The following is a 25,951-nucleotide window of genomic DNA, read 5'->3' on the forward strand; positions in this document are numbered from 1 at the left end:
ATGTAAGGTTTTATGTTAATTTTATGTAAACAAATGTCCGTATATGCAGGACATTGGCCTAAGTTTGTTTATAAATAAAAATGCGGCGCCTCCGCGAAAAGGAATTCGCCGCTTGCTGATTCTTCTGCAACTTGAATTATTCTTTAAAAACCATTCCAAGATCTATGGTCAAATTATCAAAAATGCCTACTTTTATTTTATCTTCCTGCGAATAAATTTCGGGCCTTCCGTATTTTCCACTCGGGTCTATTTTATATACCATTACGATTTTATCTACTGGTTGTACTATCCAGTATTCCTTTACTTTATATCTTTCATATAATTCCAATTTTTTTATATAGTCAAGAGAAGCCGAAGAGGGGGATACTATCTCTATAATGAGATCAGGCGCTCCCCTGCAGCCCCTATCATCCAGCTTGCTTTCATCGCATACCACCAGTACGTCAGGTTGTATTACGGTTTCGACATCTTCATCTCTAGTTTCCTGTTCAGACAATCTGACATCGAAAGGAGCCCCATACACCTTGCATGATTTATCTAATAAATAATTCGAGAATTGTCTAAGAAGCTCTACCGCTGCTTCCTGATGTTTGCGGGATGGTGCCGGGGCCATAGCATAGGGTGTACCGTCAATCAATTCCCACCTCTCATCATCAGGCCAGTTCAGATAATCTTGATAATTAAACTTTCGATTAGTTTTCCATGCCTGGTTTCTCATGCGCACCATCTTCTTTCTCATATTTTTTTAATAATGCACACGGCCTGGGCGGATATGCCTTCGCCCCGGCCTTCATAGCCCATGCCTTCGGTGGTTGTGGCCTTGACGCTTACTTTTTCCTCCGCAATGTGCAGAGCTTCGGCTATGTTCTGACGCATCTTTCGTATGAATGGCGAAAGCTTCGGCTTTTCAGCACATATCACCGAGTCGATGTTCACTATGCCGAACCCGGCCTCGCGCAGAAGCTTGCCCACCTTTTTCATAAGCAATATGCTGCTGATATCCTTATACTTCATGTCGGTGTCCGGAAAGTGCATTCCAATATCCCCCAGTGCCGCAGCTCCCAGCAGTGCGTCGTTTATGGCATGCACCAGCACATCCGCATCCGAATGTCCCAGAAGCCCTTTTTCGAAAGGCACCGTCACGCCGCCCAGCACCAGTTTTCTGCCCTCCACAAGCCTGTGGGCATCAAAACCTATTCCGACTCTCATGTAATTACCTCCTGAAATCGCCGTACCCTAGGGTTACCAGGGTTTCGGCTATCACGATATCTTCCGGAGTGGTTATTTTGATGTTTTCATAGGCTCCCTCAATGACCCGCACCGGCAGCCCCATGCGCTCAACCAGCACAGTGTCGTCAGTCCCGTAAAACCCTTCTTTGCGAGCTCTCTCATGAGCCTGCAGTATCAACCCGTAATCGAAGGTCTGGGGCGTCTGCATCGCCCAGAGGGTTTTCCTGTCGGGAGTATTTTTTATTATATTTCCGCTGCCGACCACTTTAATGGTATCCTTTACCGGCACAGCCACCCCTACGGCCCTGTACTCCCGGGCTGCCTGTATACTTTTTTCAATGATAGACTTTGCAATAAAAGGCCTCACAGCGTCATGTATAACAACAATATCGGTTTGAGGTGAAAGCTCCCTCAAACCGTTATATACCGAATCCTGACGTTCGGCTCCGCCTTCCGCTAACCTGACTTTCTTAAACCTGTACCTGTCTACGATTTCTTCCCGGGCATAGTGCAGGTCTTCTTTTCCCACCACCAGTATGATTTCCTGAATCTGCCCGATAAACTCAAAAGTACTCAGAGTATAGTAGAGTATCGGATGACCTTTTATCGCCAGAAACTGTTTAGGCACACCGGCATTCATGCGCTTCCCCCTGCCGCCGGCGGCTATGATGGCGCCAACCTGCATAAGATTCACCTCAGGTAAGGGATTTGGGTTTTGCAAAAATCATCCTGCCGGCAGCGGTCTGAAGCACACTCGTAACCATCACGCCAATGGTCTCGCCTATATGCTTTTTGCCTCCATCCACGACTATCATGGTGCCGTCGTCAAGGTAAGCCACTCCCTGGCCGGTTTCCTTGCCGTCCTTTATCACCTGCACCATCATCTCTTCTCCGGGTAGCACCACCGGCTTTACCGCATTGGCCAGTTCGTTGATGTTTAAGACTTGGACATTTTGAAACTCGGCCACCTTGTTCAGGTTGAAGTCGTTGGTGATTATCTTTCCGTCAAGTATCTGCGCCAGCTTCACCAGCTTGCTGTCGACCTCGGCGATATCTTCAAAATTTCCTTCATATATCTCCACATCTATATTGAGCTCTTTTTGAATTTTATTTAGTATATCAAGCCCCCTTCGGCCTCGGTTTCTCTTCAGGGCGTCAGAAGAGTCGGCTATATGCCTGAGCTCCTCCAGGACGAAACCCGGTATCACAAGAGTGCCTTCAATAAAGCCGGTCTTACAGATATCAGCTATACGGCCGTCGATTATTACGCTGGTGTCCAGAATCTTCGGCTTTACCCAGTTTACGATGGTGGGGGCAGTATTCTTTTTCTGGTTCAGCAGGTTCGGCAAATTAATAATGCCCGACAGCTCTTCCTTTTTCTTGAGAGCCACGCTGGCTCCAAGATAGCCCAGCACTATGTTTGCTATTATGGGAAGATAGCCTCCTATCCATGGGATGCTTACAAAAGCCCTCACGAAAAGATTGGCAACCAGAAGACCCATTATCAGCCCCAGAAAACCGTAAAGAATATCCCTCATGGGAGTCTTTTGAAGCCTGTTTTCGATCCATTCCTTGGCCAGAGCGCCGCCCCTTATCAGCCCCGAACTTAAAATAAAAAATATGATTGCGAAAATCAAACCCCCGGCGAGTTCGGTCATAAGTACCGGAATAGAGCCGGGTTCTATCAATTTTAAAATCCTGTTGATATACAGCGCCAGAGCCAGCATCTGGTAGCCAGCAAGAAAGCCTATCAGGGCTATGGCTATACGAATAATTTTATTGATCACAGCTTCACCTCCTGTTTTAAATTATTGCCATTTTTCTTCGTTATTTTCTATACATTCTACATTATATAATAAAATGATAATTAAATCCACCCTGAAAATAGTAGGTTATGGCACGGCCTCAATTAAAAAAAGCCTTCAGTTAAATGCACTTTCGATTAACTGAAGAGCCTCCTGTTCTCCTATACATTTGCTCAAGACTATTTCGCTAATCAATATGTGCTTTGCATTTTCCAACATCTTGCGCTCTCCTGTGGAAAGACCCTTTTCTTTTTCCCGAAGGGCTAGATTCCTCACAACTTCCGCCACCTGGAATATGTTTCCGCTCTTTATCTTCTCCATGTTTGCCCTGTAGCGGCGGTTCCAGTTGGAAGACATCTTGCTCTTTTCGCCCCGCAGGACGTTCAACATCTCCTGTATCTCATCCTCGCCCGCCACCTGGCGGACTCCTATTTCTTTTATGTTGTTAATGGGGATCATGACCTTCATATCTCCCATGGGCATCCTCATGACATAATACTTCTGCCTTTCTCCAAGGATTTCCCGTTCTTCTATGGCCTCGATTATGCCCGCTCCATGCATGGGATATACAATTTTATCCCCTATATTGAACATCAAAGTTTCCCCCCTGAAAGCATCCTATGAAAAAAATAACATATTTCCAATTGTTTGTCAAGTTAAATTTTTATTATACTACAATGTCTATAATGTGTCAACGAATTTTTTATGTTTTTTCTTTGATGTTTTTAAAATCTTCCCTCCGATTTAAATCCGAACCGTTTGACAAATACTCCATATGACGACTATAATTAAGGATAGAAAAAACAAGGGGGAGTTAGCGTGAAAGATTTGATCTGCGATGAGTTTCAGGATATGGTTTCCAATTGTCTTGTGAGGCACCGGAGCATCCTGGACGTGCTTACGAAAATTCAGGAAACATCCGCCAGGGTCAACAGAGCGGTGGCAAAATCCGTGACCGGCTGCGGATGCCTGGAAATAAACGCAAAAAAACAGCAAATCCCCGGACATATAAAACTGCAGGAACTTGGCTCTTACATGGACACCCATTTAAAAGGAGAGCTTTGCCCGTCATGCAGAGAAGTACTGGAGCAGGAATTGGGAAACCATCTCTTTTATCTGGCTGCCCTTTGTAACCTTCTGGACCTGAATATTTACGATATTTTGTTGACCGAAAACGAGAAGCTGTCAACCCTTGGGATATATAATATGTCATAAAGCTGATGTCTGAGGCTGGATGTCCGAGGTCAGAAATTAGAGATCGGAAGCTGGAGGTGAGCGGCTAGGCAAATAGATTCTATTATCACAAAAGAGCTGCGTCTACCGCCTCTTTCACGGTCCTTACTCCTGCAATTTTAATCCTCAATCCTCCCAGCTCCGCTGCATTTTCATAGGGGACTACGGCTTCGGTGAAACCCAGTTTTGCTGCTTCTTGCACCCGTTTTTCCATGAAACTCGCCGACCTTACTTCTCCCGCAAGTCCTACTTCTCCTATGATCACCATATTTTCCCGGACCGGGCGATTTTTAAAACTCGACGCAACCGCCACTTCCACTGCAAGATCGGCTGCGGGTTCTTCTATTTTTATGCCTCCCGCCACATTTATGTACACATCCTCGTGTCCCATGGCATATCCAAGCTTTTTTTCCAGCACCGCCACAAGGAGCATTGCCCTGTTGTAATCCAAGCCGGAAGTTTGACGCCGCGGTATGTTGAAGCCGGAATCCGACACCAGCGCCTGCACCTCCACAAGCAGAGGCCTCGTACCTTCCAAAATGCATGCTACGGCTGAACCCGAAACTCCCCGGAGCTTCCCGGACAGAAGATACTTTGACGGGCTTTCCACCTCCACAAGCCCCTTATCCCTCATCTCAAAAATGCCTATTTCATTCGTGGATCCAAACCTGTTTTTAACAGCCCTTAAAATTCTGTAAGAATGATACCTTTCTCCTTCGAAATACAGCACGCAATCCACCATATGCTCCAACAGTTTTGGGCCCGCCAGGTTTCCTTCCTTTGTAACATGCCCCACTATAAATATGGCAGGCCCGGCATTTTTGGACAGCTTCATCAACCTCACCGTGGATTCCCTTATCTGGCTTACACTGCCCGGCCCCGACTCCACCTCGGGAGAATACACGGTCTGAATGGAGTCTACCACCACCACAGGCGGCGAAAGTTCCCTGACAGCTGCTTCGATGCCGTTTATGTCGTTTTCGGCCAGTATGTAAAGCTGCCCTCCGGTTATTCCAAGCCTGCCCGCTCTGAGCTTTATCTGCTTTGCCGATTCCTCTCCGGACACGTAAAGCACTTTTTTCTCCCCGCTCAAAAAACCGCATGTCTGAAGCATGAGGGTGGATTTGCCTATGCCGGGATCGCCTCCCAGGAGCACCAGACTGCCCGGGACTATCCCGCCGCCGAGCACTCGATCCAGTTCCGCAATTGACGTGGTTATGCGCTCCTCTTCCGAATATTCCACTTTATCAATGAGTTCGGGCTTTTTACTTGAGGAAACGCTTTTATTTGCAGGATGAACCGTCTCCTCCACGATGCTGTTCCAGCTTCCGCACTCGGGACACCGGCCCATCCACTTTACGGCTACCGAGCCGCATTGCTGGCACACATATCTCTTTTTTTCCTTCAATGTTTCCCCTCCCCGTTATATCGGAAGTCGGAGGTCAGAAATCAGAAGTCGGATTAAGTCGGATTTACCTTTTCGGCAAATCCTTTTATTCCGTCTTCTCACCTCCGGCCTTCGATTTCCTATCAATGTCGGAAGACGTTCCTCCGGCTTCGGCTTCTGCTCTATTAATTATAACATAATCTGCCGGTGAGGTTAACGGAATAAAAAAAGAGATGGGGTTTTAACCCCTCTCCTTTTGCAGCGCCTATAATTAAGTTATATTCTGACTTACCGCCTCTGTCACCTGTTTGTCACTGATAATTCTTTTCTTTTAAATGTGAGTTCACCATCGTGCACGTCAATGAGCACCGTGTCTCCTGCAGAAATGTTGCCTTTGAGCAGTTCTTCGGACAGGCGGTCTTCAATTCGCTTTTGAATTACCCTTCTTAAAGGCCTTGCGCCGTACATCGGATCAAAGCCCTCTTTCGCCAGTAAATCCTTTGCCGCATCGGTGACTTCGATGGATATGTCGTTTTCTTTCAATCTGTCATTTACTTCGTTTACCATAAGGGTCACTATAGCCCTGATATTTTCTTCTGTCAGGGCGTGGAACACTATGATTTCGTCAACCCTGTTCAAAAATTCGGGCCTGAAGGTGCGGCGAAGTTCTTCCAGCACTCTGTCCTTCATTGCGGTGTAATTTCTTTCTTCTTCCTGCTCGGGAGTAAAACCCAGCACCCGGGATTTCTGTATCAGGTTTGCCCCGACATTGGAGGTCATAATCACTATGGTATTCCTGAAGTCGACAGTTCTGCCCTTGGAATCGGTAAGTCTGCCGTCTTCCAATATCTGCAGGAGTATGTTGAAAACATCGGGATGTGCTTTTTCTATTTCATCAAAAAGCACTACGGAGTAAGGCTTTCTGCGCACCTTTTCGGTAAGCTCCCCGCCTTCTTCATATCCCACATATCCCGGAGGCGCTCCAACCATCCTGGATACGGCAAATTTCTCCATGTATTCGGACATATCCAGCCTGATCATGGCGTCCTCGTCGCCAAACATGGCGTCGGCCAGGGCTCTGGCAAGCTCCGTCTTGCCCACGCCGGTGGGACCGAGGAATATGAAAGATCCTATAGGCCTTGAAGGATCTTTGAGCCCCGCCCTGGCCCTTCTCAGGGCTCTGGCAATGGCTTTCACGGCCTCGTCCTGCCCTATCACCCTCCTGTGAAGTATCTCTTCCATTTTGAGCAGCCGCTCGGATTCTTCTTCAGCCAGGCGCTTTACTGGAATTCCGGTCCAACTTGAAACTATCTGTGAAATATCTTCTTCAGTCACGGTGATTTTATCCAGCTTGTGTTCCTTATGCCATTTATCCTTTAAGCTGTCTACCTTGGCCTTTATTTCCTGCTCTTTGTCTCTGAGCCTGGCGGCTTTTTCGAACTCCTGGGCTTTTATCGCCGCATCCTTTTCCTTGCGCACCGCATCAAGTTCATCCTCCAGTTCCTTCAACTCCGGGGGGGTCGTAAGGGTTTTCAGCCGTACTCTGGAAGCGGCTTCGTCGATTAAATCAATGGCCTTGTCGGGCAGGAAGCGGTCGGTGATGTACCTGTGTGACAGCTTTGCCGCGGCCACGAGGGCTTCGTCGGATATCTTCACCCGGTGATGGGCTTCGTAGCGGTCTCTCAAGCCCTGGAGTATGCTTATTGTGTCTTCCACGGTGGGTTCTTCCACCATTATAGGCTGGAAACGCCTTTCCAGCGCCGGGTCCTTTTCCACATGTTTCCTGTATTCGTCAAGGGTCGTGGCTCCGATGGTCTGGAGTTCGCCCCGGGCCAGCGCCGGTTTCAATATATTGGAAGCGTCTATGGCTCCTTCGGCTGCTCCGGCTCCTATGATGGTATGCATTTCATCAATGAAAAGTATCACATTGCCGGCCTGTTTTATTTCATTTATCACCTTTTTCAATCTTTCTTCGAATTCTCCGCGGAATTTAGTGCCCGCTACCATGGAAGCCATATCCAGGCTCACCACTCTTTTATCCTTTAAAATCTCGGGCACATCCTGTTCAATGATCCTCTGGGCGAGGCCTTCCACCACCGCGGTCTTGCCTACCCCCGGTTCCCCTATGAGGCAGGGGTTATTCTTGGTGCGGCGGGTGAGCACCTGCAGCACCCTTTCAATCTCCTTCTGGCGGCCTATCACGGGGTCCAGCTTGCCTTCGGAAGCAAGTTCAGTGAGATCCCTGCCAAACTGGTTGAGGGTGGGAGTGTTGGCAGGCTTTTTATACGTGGCGGCGGCTTTGGGATCGGTTCCCAGAAGGTTTAAAACCTCCGCCTGGGCTTTTTCCATGTTAATCCCAAGATTCGTAAGGACCTGGGCGGCGACCCCTTCGCCTTCCCGGATGAGACCCAGCAAAATATGCTCGGTGCCCACATAATTGTGCCCCAGCTTGCGGGATTCATCCAGCGCCAGTTCCATCACCCGTTTTGCCCTGGGCGTATAGCCTATGGGTCCCTGGATGGCAAAAGGTCCTACGCCAATCATCATTTCCACCTGCTGCCGGACCTTCTGTATGTCGACGCCCATGCTTTTCAAAGCTCTGGCGGCTACTCCTTCACCCTCGCGGATAAGCCCCAGCAGCAGATGTTCCGTCCCAATTACATTGTGGTTGAGGCGCCTTGCCTCCTCCTGGGCGTAAGCCACCACTTTTTGCGCTCTTTCGGTAAACTTTCCGTTCATTTGATTCACCTCATTTCATCATTTTTTGCCTGATAAAATCCGCCCTGCTCAAATCCCTTTCAGTGGGTGAAAGGGTTCTGCCGGATATTTCCTGAATATAGGCGGGGCCTGTAATAATAAATAACTGATTCATGTCCTGTGGTTTGATATTTTTTATAATCCCCATGTCTATGCCCAATCTTACATCAGAGATACAGGCCAGGGCTTCCTGAGAAGTCATGAGCCTTGCATTGGTGAGCAGGCCGTAAGACCTCAAAATTTTATCTTCCACGCGCAGCCTAGCTTCGCCCGAAAGGTTCTGACGGGCCTTTCGCTCACTGGTTATTATCTGGCGGGCGACTCCAATAAGATTCCGAATGATATCCTCCTCGGATTTCCCAAGAGTTATCTGGTTTGATATCTGATAAAGATTTCCGTTTGCCTGAGTCCCTTCTCCGTAGAGCCCGCGAACCACCAGGCCCAGCTGGGTTATGGTTGAAAAAATCTGGCCGATCTGATTCATCATGGTGAGCACTGGAAGATGCATCATGACCGATGCCCTGATGCCCGTGCCCACGTTGGTTGGGCATGCCGTAAGGTAACCTATCCTTTCGTCAAAAGCGAAATCCAGTTTTTCTTCCAGCACATCGTCCACTTTGCCCGCAAGGTCATAAGCCTTCTCGGGATTCAAGCCGGGGAACACCGTCTGTATCCGCAGATGATCCTCTTCATTTATCATTATGCTTACCGTCCTGTCCTCGTTGATAATCACGGCCCCTTTTTTCGAAGCCGAAAGATCCAGGCTTATGAGATGCATTTCCACCATCATATTTTTCTGTTCAGAAGAAAGCTCATCCATGATATAAAGTTCGGCATTCCTTGAAAGCACTGGGTTGGACCTGAAGGCTTCATACACCTGGTTTATGATATCCCTTGCCCCGGCTTCCGAAAGGAGATGGGGAAACGGGACATCCTTCAGATTGCGGGCAAGCCTGACCCTGCTGCTGATTACAATGTCGCCGTCAGGGCCGGGGGCGTTTATCCAGCCGATCCGGGAAGGATCTACAAGTTCGCTTACTCCCATCCCTCCACCTCCTATTCCTTATTTTTCTTTTGTTCAATCTCTTTTATTCTGTCCCTGATAACAGCCGCCCTTTCATATTCCTCGGCATTTATGGCCTCCTGCAGTTCTCTTTTCAATCTGTTTATTTCGTTTTTCAGCCTAATGTCACTGCCGCTGCGGCGGGGCACTTTGCCCACATGGTAGGTCTTACCGTGGATCCTCCTGAGCATGGGATCCAACTGCCCCTTGAAAGAGTTGTAGCAGTTGCTGCATCCGAAACGGCCGGTTTCGGTGAACCTTGGGAAAGTCAACCCGCAGCGGTTACACCTGAGCTCATCGGATTTTTGTCTGACCTGCTGCGGTTCCTCAAAAAAGCTGGACAGAAGTTTTCCCAGAGAAAAACCCGGAACGTTGTCAAAATCAAAGGGATTCATGCCGATTGAAATTCCCAGGTGTTTCTGCCTTGCACACTCTTCACATAAATGCATCTGGGTTTTTTCACCGTTGACTATCTTTGTGATATGGACGGTTGCGGGGCGCATATTGCACTCCTGACACATCATGATAATTCTCCCCCTTTCCTTGCTTCAAAGTCCATAATGGCCGTAATCACGGCCTTTAATATCCTAGCCCTCAGCCTATCCCTCTCTGGAAGAGGGATGGCCAGAGTATACGGGTTTATGACCGCATTGAGGAGCTCTCTCTCCCTGTCGCTTATTATTTTTTCTTCCCTTAGCCTTGCCACTATGGCCCGGGCTTCAGAACCCGATATGGAGTCTCCTATATATTCTATTATTTCCTTTAAAAATTCATCTTCTCTTATTTTTAACTTCCTGATGCGAATGTATCCGCCTCCTCCCCGGCGGCTCTCTACAAAATATCCCCTTTCCAAGGTGAAACGAGTCGTGAGAACGTAATTTATCTGAGAGGGCGCACAACCGAATCGGTTTGCCATCTCGTTTCTCTGAATGTCCAGTATGCCGCCTGGAAGCCTGCTAAACATGTCTTTTATGAAATCTTCGATGAGGTCTGCAAGATTCGCCATCAAATTCCCCCTCTCGACGATAATTTGACTTTCTCTGACCTTTAACTATATTATATTTTACTTATGAAAATTTTGCAAGCCCTTTCAAAAATTTCTTTTGAGTCAGGGGACGGTTCCTTGACTCATCAAGATGAGTCAAGGAACCGTCCCCTGACTCAAAGGAACCGTCCCCTGACTCACAACTGACTCATTGCTGAATAGTTTTATAAAATTTAGAGGGAGGCTTTGCTTCTCCCTCTAGTAATTGACTATCTTTTTTTGCCCCGCCTCTTTTTGCCGCCTTTCAACTCTTCAGAAATCTCGATGAGGTGGTTTGTTCTTTCCTCCTGTTCCTCGGAAGAAGTCCATCCCATAAGGCTGGGGATAATCTCGCCGTACATGGTGTCATCCATCAATTCATCTTCTAACAGGCTATCTACCTTCTTCTTGTTAATATCTTCTCCCCGGTCCGGCGTATGGCCTGCCCGAATCTTAGGAGTCTTTGGAGTCTTTATCATTATGTGCCCTCCCTTTTTATAATTACATATTTTAAGTTTCTCCTAAAGGCAGGGCATACATACCAAAGGGGATAGGAACATTCTGACAAATCAACCCGCAGCCTGATTTGCTTCCGCTATTATTTTTTCTGCAAGCTGTGCCGGGACTTCCTCATAATGGCTGAATTTGGAAGTGAAGGAGCCGCGGCCCTGGGTCATAGAACGAAGGTCAGTGGCATAGCGGAACATCTCCGCCATGGGCGCCTGAGCTTTTATATGCTGCATGCCGTCTCTGGGCTCCATGCCCATTATCCTGCCCCTGCGCTTGTTGAGATCGCCGATAATATCTCCCATGTAGCTCTCAGGCACCACAACTTCTATATCCATGATGGGCTCCAGCAGCACGGGCTTTGCCTGGGATGTGCCTTTCTTGAAGGCCATGGAAGCCGCTATTTTAAACGCCATTTCCGAGGAATCCACCGGATGGAAGGAACCGTCATAAAGGATAGCTTTCACTCCCACCACAGGATAGCCTGCCAGTTCGCCGGATTTGAGGGATTCTCTTATTCCTTTTTCCACGGCGGGAATATACTGCTTCGGAACGGCGCCTCCAAAAATCTTATCTTCAAACTCGAAACCGTCCTCCGATTCAAGAGGCTGAAGCTCCAGCCACACATGTCCGTACTGGCCGCGGCCGCCGCTCTGCTTCTTGTGTTTACCTTCCACTTTGACCGAGGTCCTTATGGTCTCCCGATAGGGAACTTTCGGTACTTCCAAAACGACTTCCGTGCCGAATTTGTTGGCCAGCTTGCCGGCCAGCACCTCCAGGTGAATTTCGCCCATTCCGGAAACGAGAAGCTGGCCTGTTTCTGTATTTTTTATGAGTTCAAAGGTCCTGTCTTCTTCCATGAGCCTTGTGAGACCCGCGGATATCTTTTCCTCATCGCCCTGGGACTTGGGCTGGACGGCCATCGCCAGCACCGGTTTCGGGAATTCAATGCCCGAGAGCACCACAGGATGCTCCCTGTCCGTCAGGGTATCATTGGTGGAGGTATACTGTAGTTTGGCCACCGCAGCGATGTCGCCAGCCACCACTTCAGCCACATTTTCCTGCTTCTTGCCTTTCATAACATAGAGCTGACCGATTTTCTCGCTCTCGCCTTTTGTTGCGTTATATACCGTTGAATCGGATTGAAGTTTTCCGGAAAATACTTTAAAGATGGTCAATTTACCAACATAAGGGTCTGCCATGGTTTTAAAGACCAGTGCCGAAAGCGGCGCGTCCACTCTGCATTCCCTTGTTTCTTCCGCATTCGTCACCGGGTTTACGCCCTTTTCGGCAGCCCTGTCCTGAGGAGAAGGCATGTAATCACAGATGGTGTCCATGAGAAGGCTTATGCCTTTATTTGTAAGGGCCGAACCGCAGAGTATCGGATATATGGCGCCTTTTTGCACACCACTTCGCAGGCCTTTCTGTATTTCTTCTTCACTCAATTCTTCTCCTTCCAGGTATTTGGTGAGGAGGTCGTCGTCGGTCTCGGCCACGGCTTCCACCAGCATGGAACGGTAATTTTCCATTTCGGATTTCAGTTCCTCAGGGACAGGGCACTCCTTTACGCCTTTCGCCTCAAAGGAGTAAGCTTTCTTATGCACTATATCCACAACGCCCTTGAAATTGGCCTCGGCGCCTATGGGTAGCTGGAACGGCACGGCCTTCTGCCCGAAGAACTGACGAATCTGATCTAGCACTTTGTAAAAATTGGCATTTTCCCGATCCATTTTATTTATGAAAAAAATGTGGGGCAAACCTGCTTCGTCGGCATATTTTTTTACCTGCTCCGTGCCGACCTCGACACCCGACACCGCACACGTCACTATGATGCCGCTTTCCACCACGCGGATTGCGCTCTTTACTTCTCCCACAAAGTCAAAATAACCCGGAGTGTCCAGTATGTTTATTTTATTATTTTTCCACTCACAGGGCGCAAATGCGGTCGAAATGGATATCCTTCTTTTGATTTCCTCGGGGTCGAAGTCGCAGGTGGTATTCCCCTCATCGATTTTCCCAAGGCGGTCTATAGCGCCGGATGTGTAAAGCATGGCTTCGGCCAGGGATGTCTTCCCGGATCCACTGTGGGCAATCAAGCCTACGTTTCTTATCATGTCACTTTTGTAGCTTTTCAAACCTGATCTCCTCCTTGTAGTTACTACGATAATATTTTTTGAATTAATTTTATTATATCTATTCTACTTTGATTTTGCTTTTTCCTGCTAAATTTTTTTTACAAATATTATATTTATTGGCATACCGTGTTTTTTATGATTTTAGTTTCCCTGAATATTTCATTTTTATAAGCTGGCACAAGGCATATCGAAGCATATTATGAAAAAAATACCCCGCCGGTATCCCGGATGGGGTATTTTGGGCCGCTACATCTGAGTATAGTTGGGCGCTTCCCTGGTAATATAGATGTCATGGGGGTGGCTTTCCCGTAGACCTTCGGATGTAATTCTTACAAATTTTGCCTTCTTCAATTCTTCTATGTTTTTCGCCCCGCAGTAACCCATGCCTGCTCGGAGGCCGCCCACCAGCTGGTACACGGTCTCCGAAAGCGGCCCCTTATAGGGAACCCTGCCTTCCACACCTTCGGGCACAAGCTTTTTAACATCTTCCTGGAAATAACGGTCCCTGCTGCCTTCCTCCATGGCGCCCACGGAACCCATGCCGCGGTATACCTTAAAGCTGCGCCCCTTGTATATCTCTATATCTCCCGGGCTTTCTTCGGTGCCTGCAAAAAGGCTGCCTATCATCACGGAATCGGCTCCTGCGGCGATGGCCTTGACAATGTCTCCAGAATACTTTATGCCGCCATCAGCGATGATAGGAATATTGTAAATCCTGGCTTCTTCGGCACAGTCATATATGGCCGTGACCTGAGGCACTCCGATGCCTGCCACGACCCTGGTGGTGCATATGGACCCCGGCCCCATGCCCACCTTCACAGCATCCGCACCGGCCTTTATCAAATCTCTCGTAGCTTCGGCAGAGGCCACATTTCCCGCTATGACCTGGAGTTCCGGATATTTATCCTTTATGCGGCAGACCGCTTCTATTACTCCTCTGGAGTGGCCGTGGGCCGTATCCACTACCACCACATCCACCCTGGCGTCCACCAGAGCTTTGAGGCGTTCATTCATGTCCCTGCTCACGCCCACCGCCGCCCCTACCAGCAGCCTGCCGCTCTTATCCTTGGCGGAGTTGGGATACTTTATGGCCTTCTCTATGTCCTTTATGGTGATTAACCCTTTAAGATGAAAATTTGTATCAACTATGGGCAGCTTTTCTATCTTGTGCCTTTTCAAAATTTCTTTGGCTTCATCCAGTGTGGTGCCTTCCGGAGCAGTCACCAGATTTTCCTTTGTCATGACGTCCTTTATCTTCCTGTTCATGTCGTCCTCGAACCGCAGGTCCCGGTTGGTTATAATTCCCACCAACCTGCCGTTTTCAGTGATGGGCACTCCGGATATCCTGTAACGTTCCATAAGCTCCAGCGCATCTCTTATAATGTTCTCCGGAGAAAGATAAAACGGATCCACAATTACGCCGTGTTCGGACCTTTTAACCTTGTCCACTTCCATGGCCTGTCTTTCAATGGACATGTTTTTATGAATAATGCCTATGCCGCCCTCCCGGGCTAGAGCTATTGCAAGTCTTGCTTCGGTGACCGTATCCATGCCGGCGCTGATGATGGGGATATTCAGGCGTATCTTATTTGTAAGTCTTGTGCTCACATCCACATCTTTTGGAAGTACCTCGGATTTTGCCGGAAGGACCAGCACATCGTCGAAGCTTAAACCCTCCTTTTGAAATTTATCCAAGACATCGCCCCCATTATAAAAGAAATTTCACGTAACTCATTTAAATTTATTATGCCAAATCTTATCAAAGTTTAACGGGCATGTCAAGGGAGTGCGGCAAAAGACATATATTTACAAAATGCGTATTAAATGATATTATAAAAACAAAAGGTGTTGTTCTAAACTCCAAAGTGACATCATATTTGATTAAAAATAAAGGGGAGTAGTTCGGCCTTCGGGCTTATGGAAGCTCAACACGCTGGTGGATATGTACTTCGGGGCGTATTCCGCCTGGGCTTTCACCGTAAATTTCGGGAATGAGACCTTTATTTCGGCAGTTTTTGCCGAAATAAAGGTCCTTTTTTTACATATCATAATATCAAAATTGGAGGGATTAAATAAATGAGCTTTTTAAAGTTGTTCTTCATGGCCTTCGGCATGCTCTTTCTTGCAGAAATGGGGGACAAGACCCAGCTTGCCGTCTTTACCCTGGTAACCCAGTATAATAAGCCTCTCCCGGTTTTTCTGGGGGCTTCCCTGGCACTCATAGTGGTGACCCTCATAGGGGCCCTTTTCGGCAATCTGGTGGCCCGGTATGTCCCCACGGTATATCTCAAACTCATCGCCGGCATATTGTTTGTGGGCATAGGAATTTTCGTGCTCATGGAGGCAGTACCGGACGTCTTGCGGCAACTGGGCCGGGCACATTAAAAGCCCGAACGTTAATTTCGTTCGGGCTTTTGTCTATTCGTAGCGCAGCGCGTCGATGGGTTTTAAATTGCTGGCCTTGTTCGCGGGATAAATGCCGAAGAACACTCCGACAAAGATAGAAAAGCTAAATGCTATTATTACTACGGGCAATGTGGTCTTGGTGCTCATGCTCATGACCCTGCCCAGCCCCCAGCTTGTGATGTACCCAAAGATCACGCCTATGATCCCGCCGATACCGCTTAAAACCAGGGATTCTATGAGAAACTGGTTCAATATATCTATCTTTCGTGCGCCAAGCGCCTTTCTGATTCCTATTTCGCGTGTGCGTTCAGTAACCGAAACCAACATAATATTCATGATTCCGATTCCTCCGACGAGGAGCGATATGGCCGCAATTCCGCCAAGCATGAGCGTCATTGTCTGAGACGTTTCATTGATGGTCTCCAGCATCTCGCTCTGGTCAAAAATCCTGTAAGAAAAATTATCGTCTTCAGACTTTACCCTGAATATCTTGTCGAGTTTGGTTGATATCTCCGTCTTTGCGGATGATACGGCATCCTTGTCGGAAGCCTGGATATATATCATCCTGACTCCCCTCGACTGCAGGATTCTTTCCGCAAGCGTTATGGGGATGAAGACCTGCTCGTCCGTCGAGCCCATCATTGAACTGGAAGATTTCATGACACCAATTACTTCAAAATTATAGCCTTTAATCTTTACCGTCTGCCCAACCGGGTCGACAAATCCAAACAGGTTGCTTGCAATCTCGGAACCCAGCACGGCAACCCTTTTCCGCGATTGAATCTCCTGAGCTGTAAAGAATCTTCCATTATCCACGCTGTAGTTTCGGACCGACAGAAGGTATTCGTTTACGCCCTGCAGCGTGATGTCTTCTTCGTTTACATTGCCGTGTTCAACCGTGACGGAATCAGAAATTACCGGTGCAACGCCGCTTATATAAGAACTATTCATGAACTCCATGGCCTGGTCGTAGCTCAGCGTCGTGGTGGCGCCCCTTCCCATTATGTTCACGGTAAGAAGGTTGGACCCCATACTCTGTATCTGCTCGGTCACCTTTGCAGTGGTACCCTGGCCTATGGAAACCAGGGCTATGACTGAGGTGACGCCTATTATTATCCCGAGCATCGTTAGAAAGGACCGCATCTTATTGTCTATAATGCCTCTGAAGGCAAGTTTGATCGTCTGAATTATATCCATTCAGCCTACCACCTTTTCATCTCTTACTATTTTTCCGTCCTGAATGTGCACGTTCCTCTGTGCTTGTCTTGCGACATTTAAGTCGTGAGTTATCAGAATAATGGTTTTACCGTTCTTGTTCAATGCCTTCAGAATCTCCATGATCTCTTTGCCCGATTTGGTATCAAGGTTTCCTGTGGGTTCATCCCCCAAGATTATGGGAGGGTCGGCAGAAAGGGCCCTGGCAATGGCCACCCTCTGCTGCTGCCCTCCGGAAAGCTCCTTAGGCTTATGGTGCAGCCTTCCTCCAAGGCCTACGGCTTCCAGCATTTCCTTTGCCCGGTTCCTTCTGAAAGAGGCGCTTTTTCCCGCATACATCAGCGGAAGTTCCACGTTCTCCAAAGCCGTAAGCTTTGGAAGCAGGTTGAAATTTTGAAACACGAAGCCGATCCTGCGGTTGCGGATGGCTGCCAGCTCATTGTCGTTCAGCCTTGAGACATCCCTGCCTTCGAATTCATATTTGCCCGAAGTGGGAGTGTCGAGACAGCCCAAGATGTTCATTAAGGTGGACTTGCCGGAGCCAGAAGGCCCGACGATGGCCACAAATTCGCCTTCGTCTATTTTTAAACTGACATCATCCAGGGCATGTACAGCCGTGTCTCCCATTTCATAAATTTTATATACGTTTTCGAGATTTATTACCACGTCATCACCCCCTGGGTCCTCCTCCCATAGGTATTGGGCCCATAGGCGGACCGCCCTGTCTGCTGGAGCTGCTCGATGAGGAGCTGGTCGGCACGAGCACCATATCCCCTTCGTTCAAGCCGCTCACAATCTCAATATAATCGTCATTGCTTATGCCGGTCTTAACCTCCACCATGTTCATATTGGCGCGCCTTGCGGCATTTCCCGCGCCGGACTTGCCGCTGGCGTTTGCCTGTTCGGCGCTTTTTTGGCCGTTTTTAGCCTCGCCTTCGCTCGATGTCTCGCCATTTGCAAGAATTACATAGCTCTTGCCGTCCTTTTGCTGCACTGCGGCGACGGGCAGCATGAGCACGTTTTCCTTCTTGGCCACAGTGATTTCCGCATCCACAGTCATGCCCGCCTTAAGTTTTGGAGTCTTATCGAGGGTGACCGTAACATCGAACGTGGATACATTATTCTGGCTCGTCCCTTCATCTGCAATCTTTTCTACAACTCCCTGGAATTCTTCACCAGATACCGCATCCGCTGTTATTTTGACGGGCATCCCGAGTTGTATGCTTGTAATGTCGAGTTCATCAATAGCGAGCACTACCTGCATCTTTGAATAATCGACAATGACTGCCGCTGCCTCATTGGAGGAGCTGCTGCTGTTTGATACCTTGATGAGGTCGCCTTCCCTAACGTTCTGCTCAATTATGGTGCCGTCGATGGGCGCATATACCAGCAGATTCTTCTTGTCTTCCAGCTTGGACTGGTAGTCGAGCTCCGCTTGATGCAAACTCATCTGCAACTGCTCAATGTTCGTTTCTATGTCCTCATCATCGAGCAGGAACAGCTTCTGGCCCTTCTTTACGGTATCTCCCTCTTCAACATATATCTCTTTAATCTTCGAAGATATTTTGGGCTTTATTTCCACGGTATCCATCTGTTCGATATTTACCTGCTCCAGTGCCTGTTCTTTGCCGTTCGGCGTTGATATGTAGACCTGTGTGGCCAGATCCTGCCCGTCAACATAGTAATTTCCGTCGATTTCAACCGTTACATAATAATACCGCGCTCCCGAAGATGCGGGAGTGGCAACGCTATCCACCTTTGTCACCGTTCCCTCGACAGAATAGAGGTAATCCACAAAAAATACTTCAGCCTTCTGCCCCACTTTTATATTCTTTATCTGTGCAGAATTAAAGGGGGCATTGACCTTATTCTTCTTTTCGTTCAGAGTTGTGGCAAGCACAGTGCTTTCACTGACGGAATCCCCAACTTTAACGTCTAGCGATTTTACAACTCCGTCCTCCGGGGCATATACCACTAGTTTGTTCCTCTTTTTCAAAGCCTCATTCAGATTCAGTTTTGCCTGAGAAATGGATACCTGAGCCTTTTTGAGGCTGATTTCAAGTAAAGGGTCCTCCAGCTCGTAAAGCAGGTCTCCTTTCTTTACAACGTCTCCTTCCTTGTGGTAGACCTTCTTTACCGTCCCATCAACCTTCAAATAAATGGTGTCCTGGTCCATCGGCTCAAGAGTGCCCGATGCCGAAATTACTTTTTCCAGGTCACCCCTGGTCACTCTGGCTATGGATGAAGTCTGCGCAAGGGTTTTCTTTGAAGAATTATTGCCGTTCCACCACTTATAACCCGCAAAAACCGCCGCAGCAATCAGTACGAAAATAACCAGTGTTTTAATTAATTTTTTCGGCAATGCCTAAACCTCCATTCGTAAAGTTATTAAATTTTATATTAAATTCTTTTTTAGTATACCATTTATTGGTGATAAATCGGTGAGAAAAATCTTAAGAATTTCTTAAGATTTGTTTTTTTGAACCAAATCCTTTTACAGGAGGCTCTGTTGCTATTATCGCAGAAAGTATCATAATATTCAATAAGTGATTGCTTGACACCATATTACAAATATTCTTTATAGTCTTTAGCCTGTGATAGAAAAAACCAAAAGTCCGGATTAGCCGGACTTTTAATTATCATAAATACTTATCAATATCTTTTATATCCTGTATTGTAAAAATGTTATCGATTATATTATTTATCAAGTTTCTTTTCATCAAGAATCATTATCTTGTCTTCATAGTGTTTGGCCATACTATCACCCTCCTTGCTTAGCAGGATTCACCGGGGCTTTGAGCCAAACCCTTTTCCAATAGGTTTGACATTTCTTCCAGGGCTGCATCAAAGATGTCAGATATCTCACCGTTTTTATTTTCAAGAATAAACTTTGTCATCAAAGCTTCCACAGCACCGAATATAATCACCGAAAGAATTTCCGGGTTGCACTTTCTTATAAATCCTTTATCAACGCCTTCCTGTATGATATCTTTAATGCGTGCCGGAAGTTCTTCAAATTTTTTCACATGGACCATCCTGTCATGCTCCGCAAAACCCCGCTCGTTCAAAAGGACTTTTGCCAGATTCGGATTTTTCTTCATCTCGGAAAAATGCATATTCATGATTTCCCGAATCTTTTCCACCGGACCTGTATCTCTTTTTTTCAAATCTTCGAGAAAACTCACCCTTTTTTCATACTCTACCTGGAAAATGTAGTCAAGAATGTCTTCTTTTCTTTCAAAATAGTTGTATACGGTACCTACCGCCACCCCGGCCCTGGCGGCGATCCTGTCCACCGTAGCGTTGAAAAAACCGTTTTCCGCTATCACGTCTATGGCGGCTTTCCTGATCAATTCTTTCTTAATTTTAATCACCTCTCCCCGACAAATTTTAACAATCCACTGAACCGTTTGCAGATTTCCGCTACGTTCAAAGAAATTCTTCATCAATACGCTCCATTTTCTCCTTTCCCGGAGCGTTTCCGGATGGCGCTTCTTTCTCACTCTAATCTTTCTTTTTACCCGATGCGCTTCTGGAATTTATTTGCAGCCAGCACCAGTAAACTCATTCCGAAGAGTGCCAGAATCATGGACTCCGTCAGCAAATAGCGCAGGCCTATGCCTTTAAGTATTATGCCTCTGAGTACTTTCAAAAAGTACGTGAGAGGAATAAAATTGCTGATAAGATATACAAATTTCGGCATGGCATCCCGTGGAAACATAAAGCCGGACAAAAGTATATTCGGCATTATAAGGAACATCGAAAGCTGCATGGCTTGCAGCTGTGTATGGGAGATGGTGGATATGAAAAGCCCTATTCCAAGCGCTCCCAAAAGAAACATGACGGAAATACCAAAAAGCAGCAGGATATTGCCTTTTATCGGGACTTTAAACCAGAGGGTCCCCATGCCCACCGCCAGTATGAGGTCTACAAAGCCGATGATAACATAGGGAATAATCTTGCCCACCATCAGCTCCATTCTGGTGATGGGTGTGACAATCAGCTGTTCAAGGGTACCTCTTTCCCTTTCTCTCACCAGAGCAAACGATGTGAGCATAAGCGTGATGTTCTGGAGTATTATTCCTATCAGCCCCGGTATGTTGAACCAAACGCTGTCCATATCCGGGTTATACCATACTCTGGGTCTCAAGTCAAGCACGCCCGGCATATTTCTGCCCTGCGTCATCTTCATGATACGCTCCGAGGCAATTTCCGTTGAAAACATCTGGGCCACGGAACCGGCGCTTGACAATATCACCTGGGCCGTGGTAGGGTCCGTGCCGTCCACCACCAGCTGTATTTGAGCAGTCTTGCCCTTGCTGATGTTCTCGGAGTAGTCTGGCGGGATGATAATACCCGCCTTTGCGCTTCCCTTATCGACAAGCATTCTAACTTCGTCTATACTCTTTGCAAAATAGTTCAGATCGAAATACTGAGAGTTGGTGAATCTTTCCAATAAATCACGGCTTTGCCTGCCGATGTCCAGGTTCAACACCGCTGTGGACACATGGTCTACATTGCTGGAAACCCCATAGCCAAAAAGCAAAAGCTGCATTATCGGCATTAGAAGTATTAAGGCCACCGTCCTCGGGTCGCGGCGTATCTGGATAAATTCTTTATTAATAATGGCCAATATTCTTCTGATATTGAGTTTCATTCTAATACTTCCTTTCATGAGCTATTATTTTATCTCTGTTAAGACCTTATCCCGGCTCTTTTCCTCCACCAGGAAGACAAACACATCCTCCAGTGAAGGTGTCACGTGTTCGGCGCTGTGCACATTTATACCGGCGCCTTCCAGCAGCCGTCTTATGTCCCCCAGATAACGCCTCGCGTCTTCCACCACCGCATGAAGTCCGGCACCGTGTACGGCCGCATCAATTACAAAAGGGGCCGATTTTAACAACTCAAGGGAATCCATGAGCCTGTCGCATTTTATCTCTACAATATGGCCCTTCATTTTCTTTCTTTTCAGATTGCCGGGCGTATCCAGCGCCAGGAGATTGCCGTAATGTATGAACCCTATGGTATTGCAGTGCTCCGCCTCGTCCATGTAGTGCGTTGTCACCATAATTGTCACGCCCTTTTCCGACAGTCTGTATATCAGGTCCCAGAACTGTCGCCGGGCCACGGGATCTACTCCTCCGGTGGGTTCGTCCAGGAATAAAAATCGGGGGTTGTGGATAATGGCGCACCCGAGGGCCAGCCTCTGTTTCCAGCCTCCGGACAATGTGGAGGTTATGTAATCCTCCCTGCCTACTAGGTCCGCCATTTCAAGAATTTCCTTTTTTCTTTGCCTCAAGACATCCTTCGGCACAAGATATACCCCGGCGTAAAAATCCAGGTTTTCTTCCACTGTCAGTTCCTCATAGAGGCTGAATTTTTGGGACATGTAGCCTACGTTCAACCTTATTTTTTCCGATTCTTTCACAATGTCGTAGCCCAGCACCTTACCCGAACCCGAAGTGGGCGCAATTAAACCGATGAGCATCCGGATAACCGTCGTCTTGCCCGACCCGTTAGGGCCCAGAAATCCGAAAATCTCGCCTTCCCTTATGTCAAAACTCACATTGTTGACCGCCGTAAAATCCCCGAACTTTTTTGTGAGATTCCTTATCTCTACTGCATTAGGCACCCCGCCTCACCTCCATATCTTTTTTCATTTCCCTGACACTTGTTATAAAAACGTCTTCGAGGCTGGGGCTAATCTTTTTTATGTCAAACGTTTTTATATTTTTATCTCCAAAATCCAGTGCCAGTCTGTCTCTGGCGTAATTAAAATCGCTTACGATTATGTGAAGTTCCTCGCCGTATATGTAAACATCTTCGACGTACGGCAGCTCACCTGCATAATCCCTGGCTTTAAAAATGTTGTCAACGGATACCGAAAGCAATTCTCTTTCAAAACCCTTTATCATGTTTTCAGGCTTATCCAGCCGGATTATGTCTCCGTTATACATGAGCCCCACCTCGTCGCACCTTTCCGCCTCGTCCATGTAAGGTGTACTCACAAATATGGTGGTGCCCTGGTTTTTCAGGCCAAACAGGATTTTCCAGAACTCCCGCCGGGCCACCGGGTCCACCCCCGTCGTGGGTTCGTCCAGGAAAAGGTATTCCGGGGTATGAATTAGATTGCAGGAAAGCGCCAGTTTCTGCTTCATACCGCCTGAAAGCTGGTCTGCGAGTTTTCCGACATGAGCCGCCAAATTACTGAAGGCCAGGAGTTCTTTTATCCTTTCCCTCCTGACCCGCCGCGGCACCTGGTATATTTCGGCGTAGAACTCCAGATTTTCCATGACTGTAAGATCCCCGTACAGGCTGAAACGCTGGGGCATGTAACCTATGTATTCTTTAAGCTGTTCTGCCTGTGCAACAGTATTGTATCCTCCTACAAAGGCCTCCCCTTCATCCGGTAAAAGGATGCCGCACAGTATCCTGATAGTGGTGGTCTTGCCCGCCCCGTCCGGGCCTACCAGCCCGAAAATAGTCCCTTTTTTTACCGAAAGGTCCATGCCGTTAACCGCTGTGATGTCGCCGAAACGCTTCGTCAGCATAGAAGTCCTTATGGCCTCATCCATGCTATCACCTCATTTTATCTTTATCTGCTTATCTTTATCTGCGCATCCGCAGGCATCCCCGGCTTCACGGCACCCGATGTGTCCGCTATTTTGATTGTGACTTTAAACACAGTATTTACCCTTTCTTTTTTGGTCTGGATGTTTTTTGGTGTAAATTCGGCCCTGGAACTTATTTCGATTACTTCACCCTCAAAAACTTTGCCCGGAAAAGAGTCTACGTAAATCCTAGCTTTCTGATGAAGTTTGACAAGCCCTATATCCGATTCAGCCACATATACGTCAAGGCGGGTGTCGCTTATATCGAGGATTTCCACTATGGGTGCGCCGACAGGCGCCATCTCTCCCTCGTTTAGAGATTTTACATAGACCACTCCGTCCACCGGGGATTTAATGATTGTCTTTTCCAGCTGGTCCCTGGCCTGCTGCATAGCAGTCACCGCTTGCTCCAGCTGTGTTTTTGCCATCACCAACTCTTTCTCCTTTGCGTCCATCTGGGCCTCGGCGGAGGATACCGTCAGGTGGTAAGCCGCCTCGGCGGATGACGCCTGGGCACGGGCCACATCCCTTTCTTCAATGGAAGCTCCTTCTTTAAGCAGGCTCAATTTTTCCTTAGTCGCTTCCAGCTGGGCTTTTGCCACATCATAGGCCGTCTTGACCTCATCATACTTCTGTCTTGCCACCGCCCCTTCGTTCAGCAAATTCTCCATTCTGGTGAGATTTTCCCGGGCGTTTTCAAAAACCGTTTCCGCCTGAGCCACCGCTTCTTCGGCCTGCCGGATTTCCTGGGGCCTCGGGCCGGATTCTATTTTATCATACTGCGCTTTTGCCGCCATATAGGCGTTATACGCCTGACTTATCTGGTTTTGATTCTGCACTTTCAAATTTTCAATGGCCACTTTTACGGCATTTAATTTCGTTTCAGCAAGCTTCACGTTGTCCTGCGCCTGTAGGTACTGTTTTTGAAGCACCGCATCGTCGATTTTTGCTACGATCTGCCCTTTTGCCACTCGGTCTCCTTCTTTCACATAAAGCTTAGCCAAAATGCCGGGAACCTCGCTGCTCACCACCACTGTGTTGTTCTCCACAATACCTGAAGCCTCGAGAAACGTTCCCTCCGCCGTACGCTTTATGGAAGTCTCTTCTTTGCCGAAGAGGTTTACATAGAGAAGCGAAAACAATAAAATAATGATAATAATCGGCACGATGAGATTTTTAATTTTTTTCGGTCTTGGCATAAGAAATTTCATTTTCTAACCCCCTCTGTGAGTGAATGCTCATTCATTTATGAATAATTTTATACTGATCCCTACGCATTGTCAAGTGAAATGTGCCAGTGAAAAGTGACTATAATCACAGACTGTTTCCATTTCATCTTATATAATCAAATTAACAAAAAATTCGGAGGGTGAAAGTAAATGGATATTATCAATCTGGAAAAAAGCGCAAATTTCTCGGCCGAAAAATTCTCGCCCAGCAGGCTCATCGAAAAAAAGGAAGTGCAGGTGGTATTGCTGGCCTTCGAGCCGGGACAGGGAGTGCCTGTGCATAAAACCCCGGTGGACGTGTTCTTCCAGGTGGTAAAAGGCGCAGTCGAGATCACTATAGGTGAAGAGACAAGAGAAGTTGCCGCCGGTAACATCGTCTTGAGCCCGGCAAATATCCCCCACGCCATCATTAACAGTTCCGGCGACAGGGCTGCCGTTCTGGTGGTGAAGACCCCCAACCCCCAGAGTTTAAATCAATAATTTACGAAGTATAAATGTACGCCCCGGTAAACTTTTCGATTTACCGGGGCACGTGTTAAAAACACAACCTCTTGTACTTATGTCTATGCCACCATTTCATTGTATTTTACTATGAATATTTCAGCTTTGTTCTTCTTTGCTTCTTCTACTATAGACTCAAGTTTTAACGCTGTTTCAGTGTCAACATAGTATTCTCCACATTGTTTGCATACATTTGCAGGCACGTTTTTTACAATAATAATCCGTTCTCCTAAATCTACAATGTGATTTACTTTCCCATTCGATAAATTGGATTTACAAAGTGCACAATTCATAGTACTACCTCCTTCTGGTTTTTAAATCCTCTAACCATTCATTCTTATCTGGATAGTAAGCTGTTATCATCCAAACGTAATCTTGCCCTAATGCACAAACCACATGAATTCCTTCATCAGTATCTGAGTAACCTAATATAAGACAACTCGGGAAAGGATAATCATCAGGATAATATTCTATAATCTCCCCATTAGTAATGCAATGTATAATGTCTTTAATTTTTATACCTCTCTGTTGAATCCTAGTTAGTATGTGACCACTCCACTTTATTTTGCCGTCTTTTATTAAACTTTTTATTTTCTCAATATTAATCATATTTATCTCCCAAAAAAAAATAAATCGCTATTTCCCTCTAATAATTATTATACCACAACAAAAAATAAAGTAATCTTTTTTTATAAAAGAATTAAAAGTTGCGGAATGCATAAAAAATTGTTGGTCTATTATATGAAATGGTCGAAATGAGGGTTAAAAAAGACTGTCGAGCTGTTTCCCAAGTTTAACAATTAAATGAAAACAAAACATCCTGTAAATCATTGAAATTACAGGGA

26 protein-coding genes are annotated in these 25,951 nt (G+C 47.0%); 3 read left to right on the plus strand and 23 right to left on the minus strand.

Annotation, left to right across the window (positions count from 1 at the left end; all coding sequences use genetic code 11):
- Nucleotides 1-136: 136 nt before the first annotated feature.
- From AC6I1H_RS08470 to AC6I1H_RS08490, 5 genes are all read right to left on the minus strand, one after another.
- Complete coding sequence (locus tag AC6I1H_RS08470) at nt 137-718, minus strand: Uma2 family endonuclease (protein WP_497740501.1); 582 nt, start codon at nt 716-718, stop codon at nt 137-139.
- A gap of 17 nt (nt 719-735) precedes the next feature.
- Complete coding sequence (gene ispF, locus AC6I1H_RS08475; protein WP_497740502.1) at nt 736-1,209, minus strand: 2-C-methyl-D-erythritol 2,4-cyclodiphosphate synthase; 474 nt, start codon at nt 1,207-1,209, stop codon at nt 736-738.
- 4 nt (nt 1,210-1,213) lie between these two features.
- Nucleotides 1,214-1,915: a 2-C-methyl-D-erythritol 4-phosphate cytidylyltransferase gene (ispD, locus tag AC6I1H_RS08480; protein WP_497740503.1), complete on the minus strand. Its 702-nt coding sequence runs from the start codon at nt 1,913-1,915 to the stop codon at nt 1,214-1,216.
- Between the two features lie 10 nt (nt 1,916-1,925).
- Nucleotides 1,926-3,017 carry a PIN/TRAM domain-containing protein gene (locus AC6I1H_RS08485; protein ID WP_497740504.1) on the minus strand — a complete coding sequence of 364 codons (1,092 nt, stop codon included), beginning with the start codon at nt 3,015-3,017 and terminating at the stop codon, nt 1,926-1,928.
- A 135-nt stretch (nt 3,018-3,152) separates the two neighbouring features.
- The gene (locus tag AC6I1H_RS08490) at nt 3,153-3,629 is read right to left on the minus strand and encodes a CarD family transcriptional regulator (protein WP_497740506.1); all 477 of its coding nucleotides are present in this window, start codon (nt 3,627-3,629) and stop codon (nt 3,153-3,155) included.
- Between the two features lie 225 nt (nt 3,630-3,854).
- Between AC6I1H_RS08490 and AC6I1H_RS08495 the strand changes: the two genes are divergently transcribed.
- Nucleotides 3,855-4,250: a nucleoside triphosphate pyrophosphohydrolase family protein gene (locus AC6I1H_RS08495; protein ID WP_497740507.1), complete on the plus strand. Its 396-nt coding sequence runs from the start codon at nt 3,855-3,857 to the stop codon at nt 4,248-4,250.
- An 85-nt stretch (nt 4,251-4,335) separates the two neighbouring features.
- Here the strand turns inward: AC6I1H_RS08495 and radA are convergent, their stop codons facing one another.
- The 8 genes from radA to guaB form a co-directional block, all read right to left on the minus strand.
- Nucleotides 4,336-5,676 carry a DNA repair protein RadA gene (gene radA / locus AC6I1H_RS08500; protein WP_497740509.1) on the minus strand — a complete coding sequence of 447 codons (1,341 nt, stop codon included), beginning with the start codon at nt 5,674-5,676 and terminating at the stop codon, nt 4,336-4,338.
- 279 nt (nt 5,677-5,955) lie between these two features.
- Complete coding sequence (locus AC6I1H_RS08505) at nt 5,956-8,394, minus strand: ATP-dependent Clp protease ATP-binding subunit (RefSeq protein ID WP_497740511.1); 2,439 nt, start codon at nt 8,392-8,394, stop codon at nt 5,956-5,958.
- 10 nt (nt 8,395-8,404) lie between these two features.
- Nucleotides 8,405-9,457: a protein arginine kinase gene (locus AC6I1H_RS08510; protein ID WP_497740512.1), complete on the minus strand. Its 1,053-nt coding sequence runs from the start codon at nt 9,455-9,457 to the stop codon at nt 8,405-8,407.
- 11 nt (nt 9,458-9,468) lie between these two features.
- A complete protein-coding gene (locus AC6I1H_RS08515) occupies nt 9,469-9,999 on the minus strand; it encodes a UvrB/UvrC motif-containing protein (RefSeq protein WP_497740513.1) in 531 nt (176 codons plus the stop codon).
- Entirely contained in the window at nt 9,996-10,481 is a 486-nt protein-coding gene (locus tag AC6I1H_RS08520) for a CtsR family transcriptional regulator (RefSeq protein WP_497740514.1), read from the minus strand. Before AC6I1H_RS08520 ends, AC6I1H_RS08515 begins: the two co-directional genes overlap by 4 nt.
- A gap of 248 nt (nt 10,482-10,729) precedes the next feature.
- On the minus strand, nt 10,730-10,978 hold the full coding sequence (locus AC6I1H_RS08525; RefSeq protein WP_497740515.1) for a hypothetical protein: 249 nt from the start codon (nt 10,976-10,978) through the stop codon (nt 10,730-10,732).
- Between the two features lie 90 nt (nt 10,979-11,068).
- Nucleotides 11,069-13,141 (minus strand): elongation factor G, encoded by a 2,073-nt coding sequence (gene fusA, locus AC6I1H_RS08530; protein ID WP_497740516.1) that lies wholly within the window; start codon nt 13,139-13,141, stop codon nt 11,069-11,071.
- Between the two features lie 246 nt (nt 13,142-13,387).
- Nucleotides 13,388-14,836, minus strand: coding sequence for an IMP dehydrogenase (gene guaB, locus AC6I1H_RS08535; RefSeq protein WP_497740517.1), 1,449 nt, complete (start codon nt 14,834-14,836; stop codon nt 13,388-13,390).
- A 381-nt stretch (nt 14,837-15,217) separates the two neighbouring features.
- Between guaB and AC6I1H_RS08540 the strand changes: the two genes are divergently transcribed.
- A complete protein-coding gene (locus AC6I1H_RS08540; RefSeq protein WP_497740519.1) occupies nt 15,218-15,526 on the plus strand; it encodes a TMEM165/GDT1 family protein in 309 nt (102 codons plus the stop codon).
- A 33-nt stretch (nt 15,527-15,559) separates the two neighbouring features.
- Here AC6I1H_RS08540 and AC6I1H_RS08545 read toward each other — a convergent pair whose 3' ends face one another.
- The 8 genes from AC6I1H_RS08545 to AC6I1H_RS08580 all read right to left on the minus strand — a co-directional run bounded on the left by AC6I1H_RS08545 (nt 15,560) and on the right by AC6I1H_RS08580 (nt 24,587).
- Nucleotides 15,560-16,744 carry an ABC transporter permease gene (locus AC6I1H_RS08545; RefSeq protein WP_497740520.1) on the minus strand — a complete coding sequence of 395 codons (1,185 nt, stop codon included), beginning with the start codon at nt 16,742-16,744 and terminating at the stop codon, nt 15,560-15,562.
- Nucleotides 16,745-17,389, minus strand: coding sequence for an ABC transporter ATP-binding protein (locus tag AC6I1H_RS08550; protein ID WP_497740749.1), 645 nt, complete (start codon nt 17,387-17,389; stop codon nt 16,745-16,747).
- A 43-nt stretch (nt 17,390-17,432) separates the two neighbouring features.
- The gene (locus tag AC6I1H_RS08555; protein WP_497740521.1) at nt 17,433-19,124 is read right to left on the minus strand and encodes an efflux RND transporter periplasmic adaptor subunit; all 1,692 of its coding nucleotides are present in this window, start codon (nt 19,122-19,124) and stop codon (nt 17,433-17,435) included.
- 412 nt (nt 19,125-19,536) lie between these two features.
- Nucleotides 19,537-20,265, minus strand: coding sequence for a TetR/AcrR family transcriptional regulator (locus AC6I1H_RS08560; RefSeq protein WP_497740522.1), 729 nt, complete (start codon nt 20,263-20,265; stop codon nt 19,537-19,539).
- Between the two features lie 14 nt (nt 20,266-20,279).
- Nucleotides 20,280-21,419 (minus strand): ABC transporter permease, encoded by a 1,140-nt coding sequence (locus AC6I1H_RS08565; RefSeq protein ID WP_497740523.1) that lies wholly within the window; start codon nt 21,417-21,419, stop codon nt 20,280-20,282.
- 24 nt (nt 21,420-21,443) lie between these two features.
- Nucleotides 21,444-22,397 (minus strand): ABC transporter ATP-binding protein, encoded by a 954-nt coding sequence (locus AC6I1H_RS08570; protein WP_497740524.1) that lies wholly within the window; start codon nt 22,395-22,397, stop codon nt 21,444-21,446.
- Nucleotides 22,390-23,340 carry an ABC transporter ATP-binding protein gene (locus AC6I1H_RS08575; protein ID WP_497740525.1) on the minus strand — a complete coding sequence of 317 codons (951 nt, stop codon included), beginning with the start codon at nt 23,338-23,340 and terminating at the stop codon, nt 22,390-22,392. The genes AC6I1H_RS08570 and AC6I1H_RS08575 overlap by 8 nt, the downstream gene beginning before the upstream one ends.
- Nucleotides 23,341-23,360: 20 nt before the next feature.
- Nucleotides 23,361-24,587: an HlyD family secretion protein gene (locus tag AC6I1H_RS08580; RefSeq protein WP_497740526.1), complete on the minus strand. Its 1,227-nt coding sequence runs from the start codon at nt 24,585-24,587 to the stop codon at nt 23,361-23,363.
- A gap of 168 nt (nt 24,588-24,755) precedes the next feature.
- Between AC6I1H_RS08580 and AC6I1H_RS08585 the strand changes: the two genes are divergently transcribed.
- On the plus strand, nt 24,756-25,085 hold the full coding sequence (locus AC6I1H_RS08585) for a cupin domain-containing protein (protein WP_497740527.1): 330 nt from the start codon (nt 24,756-24,758) through the stop codon (nt 25,083-25,085).
- 83 nt (nt 25,086-25,168) lie between these two features.
- On the opposite strand, the gene AC6I1H_RS08590 is transcribed toward AC6I1H_RS08585, so the two are convergent.
- Together AC6I1H_RS08590 and AC6I1H_RS08595 are read right to left on the minus strand one after the other, a co-directional pair.
- Complete coding sequence (locus AC6I1H_RS08590; protein ID WP_497740528.1) at nt 25,169-25,399, minus strand: type II toxin-antitoxin system MqsA family antitoxin; 231 nt, start codon at nt 25,397-25,399, stop codon at nt 25,169-25,171.
- Nucleotides 25,400-25,403: 4 nt separating this feature from the next.
- A complete protein-coding gene (locus AC6I1H_RS08595; RefSeq protein ID WP_497740529.1) occupies nt 25,404-25,715 on the minus strand; it encodes a DUF4258 domain-containing protein in 312 nt (103 codons plus the stop codon).
- Between the last annotated feature and the right edge of the window lie 236 nt (nt 25,716-25,951).

This window comes from Biomaibacter sp. TOL (assembly GCF_059717795.1).